The sequence below is a fragment of the Rhizobium ecuadorense genome (assembly GCF_001187535.1).
In the GTDB taxonomy this organism is placed as follows: Bacteria; Pseudomonadota; Alphaproteobacteria; order Rhizobiales; family Rhizobiaceae; genus Rhizobium; species Rhizobium ecuadorense.
This window is the reverse complement of record NZ_LFIO01000382.1, coordinates 1-10,220: the sequence shown is the minus strand read 5'-3', so window position 1 is coordinate 10,220 and position 10,220 is coordinate 1. Positions and strand designations below refer to the sequence as shown.

Sequence of the window (10,220 nt, the reverse complement as noted above, 5' to 3'; positions counted from 1 at the left end):
CGAGAGATGTAGTGATCGGTCGACCGATCGAAGTTCAACGCGCCACAAGCACGCCGGATCGAGATCGCCCAATCGCGGCACATGACACCACCTCCCGCTACCCCTCAGGCCTTAGAGCTTTCGGCGGATGGCGTCCTGCAGCATCTCACGGTCCAACGTCAGATCCGCGACGATCTTCTTCAATCGCGAATTCCCGTCCTCAAGCTGCTTGCGCCTCTTCATCTCTGGCGGCAACATGCCGGCGTACTTTTTCTTCCAGTTGAAGTAAGTCGTCTGACTGATCCCCGCCTTGCGACAAATCTCCGCGATCGAGACGCCCTCATCACCCTGCTTCAAAATGAACGCCTTCTGAGCGTCCGAAAACTGCGATGCCTTCATCGTGTTCCGTTCCTTTTCCCAGCCAGGAAAATGCACCGGAAAACTCTAACCAAAATTGGTCCAGTTTGAAGGGTTGAGAGCAATTTCCCTATCGTAAAACCTGTGATCCTATGAAGTTAAGATGGGGAATGTTAAGGACATACAACAGCGTGCACGAAAGACGCGGAAGCCAACTGCGTCACATCTATTTCTGGTATCGGCGCTGTTGCGCTGCGGCCAAAACCGCACTGGCTCCTGATCCTTCCACCTTCGGAAGGGGCCGTGATCTCGCCTGGGTCGACCGTATGCTAGTTCGATCAGCAACCCTTTGACGGTGAAGATTCCTGGTTATTCACCTGGTGGATCAATGCCATACAAACAATCAATTTTACGAAGCCATGGGATGTTATTAAACACCTCGATTATGAATTGGGGACCCCATGATGTTGCTCCACCGAGAGCAGCCGAGGGCAAGGTCACAGACCTGGCCGGTAAATGGAGACGAACATGGCCAACGTGGAACTGCAGAAGGCGCTCTCGTCTGCCAATCAAGCGCCGAGACATAGCTCTGGGTCCTTTCTTCGCCTACTGCAGGAGCCTCGTCGCATTAAACCGAATACCAGCTTTAACACCTTTGGGTCGCCACAAAAGCTGAACAACCACTATCCGATCTTGCCAATCCTTGGCTTCTCAAAAGTGAACGGAGCTGTGGGTATGCGAGATGGGGTGTTACCCACCGCGAAGTCATACATGAATACGAATGATTCAATGTCATTTCAACGTGAGCATTATGATTAGCTCATCGGCGTCAGCATCGTTTTTTAGAACCAGCAGCTTTTCGATGATTCCTGGCGAAAGACATCGGGGCCACCCTCCGGTCTTGGTCACCGAAAATTCGCCGCCAAACTTGGAGACATTTAAATGACAAACTCTCTTCCCGCAAAGCTGATGGTTGGTATCTTCGACCATTTGGACGAAGACGGAAGGGAGATTGGGCGCCAGTATGAAGATCGGATGAAGTTGGCAGAGGTCTGCGATCGCCTTGGCTTTTATGGATATCACGTCGCAGAGCACCACTGTACTCCCCACGGCAGAGGACCTTCGCCGAATCTATTTCTAGCAAGCGTAGCTCAGCGCACGCAGCATCTTCGTCTCGGTCCTTTGGTTATGCTGTTGAACCTTTATCATCCGTTACGTGCGTTTGAAGAAATTTGCATGCTGGATCATCTGAGCGGTGGCAGGCTCGAGTTGGGCATGGGGCGCGGCTCCTTACCAATCGAATGGAGCTTTTTCGGTATTGATGAGGAGGTGGCGACATCGCGCTATCTCGAAGCCAGCGAGATCGTCATCCAAGCGATGAAGGAAGGAGCTCAGGCTCTTTCCTACAAAGGCGACCACTTTGAACTAGACAAAGTCCCGTTGATGTTGCGGCCACATCAACGTCCTCAGCCTCCGACATGGATTACAACCAGTCGTCCTGAGGTTGCGCGCTGGGCGGCTGAGAACGATACAAATCTTGCCTGCGGGGGCCCTGCTTCTGCTGTTCGCCAGATCACTGATGCCTACCGAGCACACGAGAGACGTACCGCCGGGGACAGGAAACGGGCGCCGTTCCTTGGGTTGGTCCGAATGGTGGTGGCCGGCAGCACGACGAAGCATGCCATTTCGCTCGCGGCCCCGGCTTATCAACGGTGGCTTCGGAGCTTTAGGTTTCTGTACGAGATTAACGGGATACAGACTCCTCAGAACCTCCCGCCGGATTTTGATGCAGCAGTAGACTGTCAGTTGTGCGTAGTTGGTACTGCTGCTTCAGTTAGGCAAGATCTTCTCGATCATGTCGAGGAAGCAGGTGCTAATTATCTTCTTTGCCAGCTGGCGTTTGGTGATTTGCCATTGGAGGCTTCCTATTACACTGCAACGAGCGTTCACTCTGGAGTTATGGCTTAATCTGGACTGGCCTCAGGTTGCTTTCCGATCACAGAGATTAAGTCTCTGTGGCCGCGCCCTCAAATCGATTGAGGAGCGTCAAGGCGAATTCAGCCATCGCCGTAGGAACAGCCATTGTGGAATGGGCTGCACTATTGGATAGTTAAAAGATATGCGATTTAAGGGCCTCGATCTAAATCTCCTTGTCGCGCTCGATGCACTAATGATTGAGCGCAACCTTACTGCGGCGGCACGTAGCATTAATCTGAGCCAGCCCGCAATGAGTGCAGCTGTCCGCCGGCTCCGCTCCTATTTCCGCGATGAACTATTTACGATGCGTGGTCGTGAGTTCGTTCCAACTCCGCGTGCGGAAGACCTCGCGCCTGCGATTCGTGAGGCTTTACAGCATATTCGGCTCAATATCATACCCTGGGATAAATTTACTCCTGATCAATCAGATCGTCATTTCCGAGTAAGCTTATGCGATTTCGTTACAGTTGTTCTTTTTCAGAAGATACTGGAGCGTCTTGCGCGGGAAGCACCCGGCATTAGTTTTGACTTGCTGCCTCTTACTGACAATCCAGACGAGCTTTTGCGACGCGGCGACGTAGACTTCCTTATTAGCCCACCGCTATTCATGTCGAGCGCGCACCCTAAGATAGATCTATTTCAGGAACGACTGACTTGCGTCGGCTGCAGTAATAACAAACAACTTGAGGAAGCCCTTACTGCCGAGGAGTATTCTTCAATGGGGCACGCGGTAGTTAGGTTCGGTCGGACGCAGCAGCCTACCATAGAAGATTGCTTCTTGCAGGAGCATGGCCTCAAGAGGCGGGTCGAAGTCGTTGTTTCAAGCTTTAGCATGATCCCCGCCGCCCTAATGGGCACCGATCGCATCGCAACCGTTCCGTTACGACTAGTTGGGCTTTTTGAGGACACGATACCATTGCGGATGACTGCGCCCCCGATAGCGCTGCCGACATTCACCGAGGCAGTCCAATGGCCGGTACTTCACGACAAAGATCCGGCAAATATCTGGATGCGAGATATAATGGTTCAGGAGGCAGCGCGATTGCCGTGACCATCCTGAAACCTAGGAAGCTGGGCTGCATTGGGAGCGACGACCCGCGACGCGGCCGATTAGCTGAAGACGGCACCACCTGTGAGTGACCCGCAGGCCATTTTATCGACGAAGCTGAGCGCTACGCCCGTCGCCGATCGGCCGCCCTTCGGACGATTGCGCGACGTGCTGTCTAGCACCTTCGGCGGCAAATCGAAGGGTGCTGGGGGACCACAATTGCTCCGCACCGCAACCCGCCGCTACCGCCGCAAATACAGCAACCCAAAACCGTCGGAGCGAACTCAAAACTGGATAAAACTTGGGGGCAAGGTCAGCGGCCTTCCCCGGATGGATACCTTTGAAAAGCCTCTTTGGTGGCTGTTGAACTTATTCGGGCTCGGGCGGATCTTACTCAAGCAGGAACCTTGGTCAGGAACCGGATTGTTGTAGCAACCCATGTATTTTAGGTGCGTTGGAGGACATCATACGGGAAGCTTCCTCAACCAATATCTCCCTGAACCAGATGCTCCCTGGATCGGCATTATGGAGCGCTGGCCATTGAACAGCTTCTGTGAAGACGGGGAGCGGTAACGGAAGGTTGATGATCCGCAAAGGGAAAGTACTTTCGTAATGCTCGACTAAGCGAAGCGGTAGGTTAGCTATGCGGTTCGTGCCACGCAGGACTGGTGGTATTAAGCTAAACCCTTGCACGACGACCTCCACCCGCCTCTGAATACCATTCTCGAGCAAGAACCAGCCCTCGACCGATGGCTTCAAAAAGCGCCCAAACGCGGCAGCGACGTGTCCCGTGGAGACATATTGCTCGATCGTCAGCGCTGAAGGTAGGTCCACATTTGTCGAACAGGCTACACATACAAACTTCTCTGTGAACAGTTTTGCGCTCGGGTGTGCGCCCGAGAGAAAAAATTCAGGCACGATGAGGAAGTCGACGTCACCGCGGCTAAGCATCTCGTACGGATCACTATCCAAAGGCAGCAACTCAAAGCTGACTGCGGGCGCTTCTCGAGCAACTCGCTCAATGATTTTATTGAAGTATATCAGCATCATGAAATCGGACAGAACTATTCTAAAGCATCTGTCAGACTTCGACGGGTTAAACGGCTCCCAAGAGATGATTGAGCATTGTACCTGCAAGAGAGTTTCACGCACTGCCGAGGCAAGTCCTTCGGCACGGGGCGTCAGCCGAAGTTCTCGACCATTCATTGTAAACAATTCGTCGCGGAAATAGTCCCGAAGCCTACCAATGGCGGCACTCATTGCTGGTTGACTTAGATTGATACTACGTGCGGCAGCCGTTAGGTTGCGCTCGGTCGTGAGCGCATCCAATGCAACGAGCAGGTTTAGATCAAGGCCCTTGAAACGCATCTTTAGTCACATCCAAACAACGGATATTTTATATCCAAACAATCGATTTTTCCAGTACAGAACCTTCCAGCATAGATCCAATGAAGGTTCGTCAAAAAGGCTTAGGTTAGTTTGGTGATCAATTAAGTAGGCCGCATAGTTACGATAGACGTTATAGTTGCAGATAATCCACTTTAAATATCGAATGGCACCTTAGCAATAGGCGATGTGGAGCGGCGTCACCGAGCGACATGAAATGCTAGTGAACGGATGGGCGGAAGTAGGTTCATCATATCGCGATACCGGAGAGGCTTTGCCGTACGCTGGCTATCGACTGGCGGGCTCCTTCTGTTTGGAAGCATGTTCAAGATATTGGTGGCGTGCCAGTAATTTGTGATGAAAAGATCAACGCGCCTGAAGGCGCTTGAGGAAGAGAACGCCACACTGAAGAGACTGCTCGCCGAGCAGATCCTGGATACGGCCCCACTTCCCGAGCTCCTTAAAAAAATAGAAAGGCCCGCCGCCAAGCGCGACGCCGTCGCACGCCAGAAAGCCGTCGTGGGCCTTTCGGAACGAAGTAGGTCGCCCGACTGCCGCCTTGCGTTCTCCGCTATCGAGATGCCGTCATCCGGTCGGCGTCCGCGTTACTCGCCTCGGGATCGTCAAAGCGGTTGCCGTCATTAAAAGCTAAGAATTCGGCCGGACTTGCCTAAATCGTCTTTCATAAGCCTCTATGAAGGCTTCCGGAATCGGGTCGCTAAACAATGGGAAATCAACCGGTTTGCGTAAGCCGGTGCTTGGCCGGATAGTGCCGCCATCGAGCCCCGGCCGCCATCCGGCTCCGAAAAAGAAAGCACCATACCGCGCCGCAAGCATCGGGGTCACAGGATTAAGAAGGCTTAGAAATACGGAAACTTCCGCTGCGCTGACTGAGGTATCTGCCCTTGAAAAAGACGCAACGTCGAAAAAGGCGTCTATGGCGTCCATGGCATCCCAGACGCGCAAGTCCTGCACCGCTTCGGAATATCGTTTAACATTGTGGTTCTGCTCGACTGTCAGCTTGTCGGCCGTCAGCGTCTCGTTACATCCGGCGTACTTGCGCAAAGCCGTTTCGAAAGCACGAATTCTAGCCGCGGTCTGAAGCAGCCCCTCGATCAGAAAATCGTTGTCGTTTGCGCCAAATGGCTTGGCGAGGCTAGCCAAATAGTAGCGCAGCACGTTCGTGTCGATATCTGCTGCCACCTCGTCAGCCCACACAGCGTGGTCACGGCTAGTAGAAAATTTCGCGCCTTCGAGCTTATAAAAGTCCTGAATTGCATGGTTGTATGGAATCGCATAACCGCGCGAGAACAAACTAGCAGTAACGCCGATCGTGTAATAAAACCGGTTATCCTGACCCATGAAGAATACGAGTCTCGTGCTCGCGTTGCGCATAGTGTCATCGAGATCTGCGCCATTTTGCTTGCAGAGGCGTTCGATTCCTGTCTCATAGCACCACAATCCTTCAAACCAAGTCATTAAAGTTTGGCCTGCCACCTCCACCGGGTAGTTCAAAGTCACACCACGGTCGAAATGCCGCGACATCGGCAATGCCATCAGTTTTGACCGTAGCCAGTCAAGTTCTTTGCGCTTTATAGATTCCGGCCATCCGCTCGCCTCAATGGCGTGATCGAGCCCCGGAGCAAATTTTTCAAGCTCAAAATGAACCTGTCGAATCGGGCGCAAGATAAGGCTCTGGCCGCATGTCGTGTGAATCGGGTTGCGTAGTAGATTGTGTTGCAGCGCCGAGCCGCAATCTTCGCAAAGGTTACTATCTGTTGGCGCGTTACAAGCTGGACACTCTCCGACCGCGAGTGAGTCTGCGGCGAACTCTTCGCACGTCCCGCAATACAGTTGCTCTCCGTCGCGCAGCTCAACGTAGCCGGACGCTCTTAGTTGGTCGTAGATCGCCAAGCTGCGGTCTTTGTGGTCTTCGCTTGAAGTCCTTACAAATACGTCCGGTTCAATATCAACTGACCGCAGACACTGCAGAATTTCTTCAATGTGCATGTGTGCGACGTCATCAACCGGCCTGCCAAGCTTTCGGGCTTTCACCAGCGTGTAAGTGCCATGTTCGTCCGCACCTGTCACGTGATAGGCCGCGTTGCCTACCATGCGGTGGTAGCGTACGAACACGTCGGCGAGAAGGTACACGCCACCTATATGCCCAAGATGCAGCTTGCCGTTCGGGCACGGCGGCGCCGAGCAGGCAAAAAAAGTATGTTGGTTTGCTCTCAATTCAATCCCACCATATCGAAAGGAACTTTAAGCTGGTTTGAGGGCTGCTATTTTTGATCGCGTGTTTTTGGTGCGGCGCTATATAGACCATCGTGTCCCCACTGACTGCGGAGGTTTCTCCATCGGATTGAAACACGCCGCTGCCCGAGATCAATACCCAGAGTTCGTGCTCTGGGTGCGAATGAAGATCGACCGCATCGCCAGGTACCACCTCCACAATCGATGTGCCGAAAGCCGTTGCGACTGCCTGCGGTAGATGCTCAAGTAACCGGCACACCAGAACGCCATACTCCTGGCGCATGATTGAGCGGTCGATCTGTTTCGTATACATGTTTGCCTCTGTCCTCTGCCTTCAATCGCGATAGAAAATGCCGTTCGGCGGCTTGAGCTCGTCGATGTTGGAGACCTTGCCCTCGGGAGGGTTGTAGGCGCGTTTCAGTTTGTTGTATTCGGCCCTCGTTGGCCCACCAGTTGAGGCACGCTGGAACACGAGATAAATCACCCTTCGAGAATTTTCACTTTTGTTGGGCTTTGAGTAATGTGGGGCATAGTCGTCAAAGATGAAAATGTCACCGGCCTTCCACGTTACGGGCTCCCAGGCCAGCCTGTCCGCGACCTCGGGGTACATTACGCCGCCGGCGTCCATTGGGAACACGCCCTTTTTGTGGTTCCCGGGGCTGAAGAAAAGCCCTCCGTTGTCTGGGCCGGAATCGTCGATGCCTATTGCAACAATCGCGTGCACCATCCGGTCTGGTAGCTTATGTGGGATATGGTAGATGTCCTGATGCGGGCGATAGCCGCCGCTGTCGGAGTACTTAAAGATCAGCAACTCTTTGAGCATGCGGGCATTTTCCCCCAGTAACTCTTCGACGATCGACTCGATACGGTGGTCAGCCAGCAGTAAATCACGCAGGGGGGCGTTAAATTCGAGGAAGTTCTCGACCTTCGAAATGATCCTCCTACCGTCAGTTGTTTTTTCGAACCATATCAGCCATTTGTCTTCACTTGTCTCCCAGCACGAAACATCAGCCACAAGAGCTGAAAGTTTATCTCGGCTTTCTAGATCGAGAAATGACTCAATCCTAATGTATCCAACGTCATCCCATGTTGATTTTTGTTCTTTGGTTAACATGTGTAACTCCTTTTTAGATTTAAAGCCGCCTGGTAAAGCTGCGTCGTGAGCAGGCGCCCCGAGCTGCACTGCACTGGAGTGTTATCTTGCGTTTTGTGTCTCTTGAGCGGGAAGTAAACCTAGGCACCCAAGGATCGGCCGATCTGGGACGTTCAGATAGTATTCACGCCGAAGCAGGCTATTGATGATGCGACCGTTTCGGTAGGCGACGAGCGATAGATTCACACTCTGCAAGCCACTTTGGACTGGGGATCGGTTTTGCAGATATACCTGGCCGGGGGCGTTGTCCTCGAATTGAACGGAGTAATCGTCCTTCACGACCGGCAGACCGCCTTCCATAGAAGCGGAAGCCAATAGGCGATCGATAAACGCTAGCGGGCGAGGCTCGAAACCGGTGGCGAGTACGACCCGATCAGCCACTACAGTCGGTCGCTGACAGGTGCCGTGCGAAGCCAACAGCGCGTGCCAACCGTCCGCATGAGGAGACAACTCCTTCATGACGACTGCGGGTAGCAGTTGAATGACATCGTCAATATTGCCAGTCGCGCTGCGGTGATAGATAGTTTCGTAAATGCGGTTGCTCAATTCTGCTGAAATGCCGTCACTGGTGAGTTTTTCGTCGTCGACAATAGTGCGACGTTTTTTAAGTGGCAGCGAATGAAAGCGCTGGCTGTAAGACGGCGTGTATGACACGTTGATAAAAGAGCTGTCATCCCTCGTGAACAGGTTCCCGCGTGACGTCACCCATGTAATTTTACCGATACCCGGACTGCCCAATAGGTGTTCAACAACCTCCGCACCGCTCTGCCCCCCACCAACGACTAATACGCGTTCACCGATGTCGATTTGTGGCCGATCCAGATAGCTCGCCACATGGTAGACCTTCTCGCCCAGCCAAGGTTTGGCGCATTCGGGAATTGTTGCAACGACACCGACGCCAATCGCAACTGAGCGTGCATGGTAGTGATCTCGAGTCGTCGTCACGCGGTAACCCTCGTCTAATCTGGTTACGTCGGTAACCTCCTCCCCAAACCGGAGTTGTGGCAACTGATGCGCAACCCATTGGAAATACTGTGTGAACTCTCTTCGCGACGTGGTCGCGTCGCACCGGTTTACGAAGCTGTACAGCCGTCCATGCACCGCGAGGTAGTTGAGAAACGAAAACGGACTGGTCGGATCTGCAAGTGTCACACAGTCCTTCAGCGGAGATACCTGCAGGCGACTGTTGGGCAGCAGCAGCCCAGGATGCCAATCGAAGCCGCTTTCCTTTTCGAAAAAGGCAGTGCGCAGCGGCGTCGGACACGCGAGTGCTGCAAGACTAAGATTAAAGGGTCCGATGCCTATACCGATGAGATCCAGCACTTGCATAAACACACTTCCTTTGGTTGGGCGGGCACGTGGGCAGCGATACGGAAATCATTATCGAAGGACGTCTGTCTCCTACACCGCCCTCCACAATGTCTGACTGGCGATTGCGATGTTGAGAGCGACCAGACCCGCCATCACGAGCATGGCAACGTCGATGCCATAAACAGCAATTAATGTGCCACCGAGATACGGGAATTCGAACGAACCCACGAAAATAAGCGAGTGTAAAGACTTGGGAGGCCGTTGAGATTGACAGACCACGTTCGCCAGCGAGGTTCACCACCATCGCATTCAAGGTCGAATAAGTGAGACCGTAGCCTATCGCAAAGAGAACGGTGGCGACGACGTACAGCAGCTCGCTTCCCGGGTTCAAAACCAAAAGTCCGATCCCAATCAGTGTCGTCACGAAGAGGGTGAGTGCTAGGCGCCCAAGCGGCAACTTACCGATCATACCCGCGACGGAGAATCGCAATGTGACAGTCGTGACGGTGAATGTCAGAAAGAAGACATTCGGTGAGAGTCCGCGCGTTTCGGCATATATGCTTTGAAACGTGGACAGGCCTGCGAACGTACAAGCACCGATCGCCAACATGACCACCGGCAACACCGTTCTCCCCCACAAAATAGACATGGTCGTCGGATCGGATAAGCGACGGCGCTGGTAGAAAGTTGCGGCTGATGCTGATCTGAACCCTTCAAACTGGACCAATTTTGGTTAGAGTTTTCCATCACATT

The 10,220-nt window shown here is 53.2% G+C and carries 9 protein-coding genes and 2 pseudogenes; 5 read left to right on the top strand and 6 right to left on the bottom strand.

Annotation, left to right across the window (positions count from 1 at the left end):
- Positions 1–378, bottom strand: a pseudogene (locus AF337_RS09925) (transposase); the annotation flags it as partial.
- A 486-nt stretch (positions 379–864) separates the two neighbouring features.
- Between AF337_RS09925 and AF337_RS41945 the strand changes: the two are divergent.
- The 4 genes from AF337_RS41945 to AF337_RS43605 all read left to right on the top strand — a co-directional run bounded on the left by AF337_RS41945 (position 865) and on the right by AF337_RS43605 (position 3,793).
- A complete protein-coding gene (locus AF337_RS41945) occupies positions 865–1,155 on the top strand; it encodes a hypothetical protein (protein WP_004677757.1) in 291 nt (96 codons plus the stop codon).
- Positions 1,156–1,278: 123 nt separating this feature from the next.
- Complete coding sequence (locus AF337_RS09920) at positions 1,279–2,304, top strand: LLM class flavin-dependent oxidoreductase (RefSeq protein ID WP_012489592.1); 1,026 nt, start codon at positions 1,279–1,281, stop codon at positions 2,302–2,304.
- Positions 2,305–2,455: 151 nt separating this feature from the next.
- Positions 2,456–3,364, top strand: coding sequence for a transcriptional regulator NodD3 (gene nodD3, locus AF337_RS09915; RefSeq protein WP_004677763.1), 909 nt, complete (start codon positions 2,456–2,458; stop codon positions 3,362–3,364).
- A gap of 81 nt (positions 3,365–3,445) precedes the next feature.
- Entirely contained in the window at positions 3,446–3,793 is a 348-nt protein-coding gene (locus tag AF337_RS43605; RefSeq protein ID WP_012489591.1) for a hypothetical protein, read from the top strand.
- Here AF337_RS43605 and nodD2 read toward each other — a convergent pair.
- On the bottom strand, positions 3,773–4,729 hold the full coding sequence (gene nodD2 / locus AF337_RS09910; RefSeq protein WP_004677768.1) for a transcriptional regulator NodD2: 957 nt from the start codon (positions 4,727–4,729) through the stop codon (positions 3,773–3,775). The two genes, AF337_RS43605 and nodD2, sit on opposite strands and share 21 nt — an antisense overlap.
- Positions 4,730–5,116: 387 nt before the next feature.
- On the opposite strand from nodD2, the pseudogene AF337_RS41940 reads away from it, so the two are divergent.
- Positions 5,117–5,284 (top strand): annotated as a pseudogene (locus tag AF337_RS41940) (IS3 family transposase); the annotation flags it as partial.
- A 111-nt stretch (positions 5,285–5,395) separates the two neighbouring features.
- On the opposite strand, the gene AF337_RS09905 reads toward AF337_RS41940, so the two are convergent.
- From AF337_RS09905 to AF337_RS09890, 4 genes are all read right to left on the bottom strand, one after another.
- Complete coding sequence (locus tag AF337_RS09905) at positions 5,396–6,985, bottom strand: class I tRNA ligase family protein (RefSeq protein WP_012489590.1); 1,590 nt, start codon at positions 6,983–6,985, stop codon at positions 5,396–5,398.
- A 1-nt stretch (position 6,986) separates the two neighbouring features.
- On the bottom strand, positions 6,987–7,316 hold the full coding sequence (locus tag AF337_RS09900; protein WP_004677772.1) for a cupin domain-containing protein: 330 nt from the start codon (positions 7,314–7,316) through the stop codon (positions 6,987–6,989).
- Positions 7,317–7,337: 21 nt separating this feature from the next.
- Entirely contained in the window at positions 7,338–8,117 is a 780-nt protein-coding gene (locus tag AF337_RS09895) for a phytanoyl-CoA dioxygenase family protein (RefSeq protein ID WP_010018321.1), read from the bottom strand.
- A gap of 81 nt (positions 8,118–8,198) precedes the next feature.
- The gene (locus AF337_RS09890; RefSeq protein WP_010009012.1) at positions 8,199–9,485 is read right to left on the bottom strand and encodes a lysine N(6)-hydroxylase/L-ornithine N(5)-oxygenase family protein; all 1,287 of its coding nucleotides are present in this window, start codon (positions 9,483–9,485) and stop codon (positions 8,199–8,201) included.
- Positions 9,486–10,220: the final 735 nt, after the last annotated feature.

Excerpts from the sequence above, each read along its gene's own strand:
- AF337_RS09890 (WP_010009012.1), bottom strand. The coding sequence starts at position 9,485 with ATGCAAGTGCTGGATCTCATCGGTATAGGCATCGGACCCTTTAATCTT.
- nodD3 (WP_004677763.1), top strand. The coding sequence starts at position 2,456 with ATGCGATTTAAGGGCCTCGATCTAAATCTCCTTGTCGCGCTCGATGCA.
- AF337_RS09920 (WP_012489592.1), top strand. The coding sequence starts at position 1,279 with ATGACAAACTCTCTTCCCGCAAAGCTGATGGTTGGTATCTTCGACCAT.
- AF337_RS09900 (WP_004677772.1), bottom strand. The coding sequence starts at position 7,316 with ATGTATACGAAACAGATCGACCGCTCAATCATGCGCCAGGAGTATGGC.
- AF337_RS09895 (WP_010018321.1), bottom strand. The coding sequence starts at position 8,117 with ATGTTAACCAAAGAACAAAAATCAACATGGGATGACGTTGGATACATT.
- nodD2 (WP_004677768.1), bottom strand. The coding sequence starts at position 4,729 with ATGCGTTTCAAGGGCCTTGATCTAAACCTGCTCGTTGCATTGGATGCG.
- AF337_RS41945 (WP_004677757.1), top strand. The coding sequence starts at position 865 with ATGGCCAACGTGGAACTGCAGAAGGCGCTCTCGTCTGCCAATCAAGCG.